The organism is Nonomuraea aridisoli, from assembly GCF_003236395.1.
In the GTDB taxonomy this organism is placed as follows: domain Bacteria; phylum Actinomycetota; class Actinomycetes; order Streptosporangiales; family Streptosporangiaceae; genus Nonomuraea; species Nonomuraea aridisoli.
Genome location: NZ_POUD01000668.1, coordinates 1 through 451, shown reverse-complemented (window position 1 = coordinate 451; position 451 = coordinate 1). Strand labels below are relative to the sequence as shown.

The 451-nt window shown below is 65.4% G+C and carries 1 protein-coding gene; it reads right to left on the bottom strand.

Features of this window, described 5'->3' with window-relative positions; genetic code table 11:
• Window positions 1-211: phage integrase N-terminal SAM-like domain-containing protein (locus tag C1J01_RS54345; RefSeq protein WP_181449403.1), on the bottom strand; the 211-nt coding region annotated here is incomplete at its 3' end.
• Window positions 212-451 lie beyond the last annotated feature (240 nt).

Here is a 451-nt window from a genome sequence, read left to right as displayed (position 1 = left end):
GGATGGGCGAGGTGCCGGTGTCCACCAGGTGCAACTGGAAGCTGCGCAGGTCCTCGACGGTGGCGGTGTCGGGCGAACGCTTGAGGAACTCGGTCAGCTTGCGAACGGCGCGGATGTAGCCTTGCTGGGTCCTGGGCTCCAGCTTGCGCATGCGCATGTCTTCGATCATGCGTTGACGCAGCGGCGAGCCCGTGCGGGTGGTCGTGTCCATGGTTGCAGCTCCGTTGGTGAACGAGGCGGATTGCCTCGCTCGCCAACTTCGCCGAAACCAGCGGCGCTGCGAACTACCTCGACCTCGCCCGGAGCGGGTACCGCGAAAGCGGTTTAGTCCTCTGGCCGCGGCCCGGTACTCACCAAGGGCCAGCGTGCGGCCAGTGCCTCCTTTTTTTCCGGTACCGGGAAACTCAAGCTGAGCGACCCTTTCCATTTGCCAGTCCGCGCGCCATCGCCG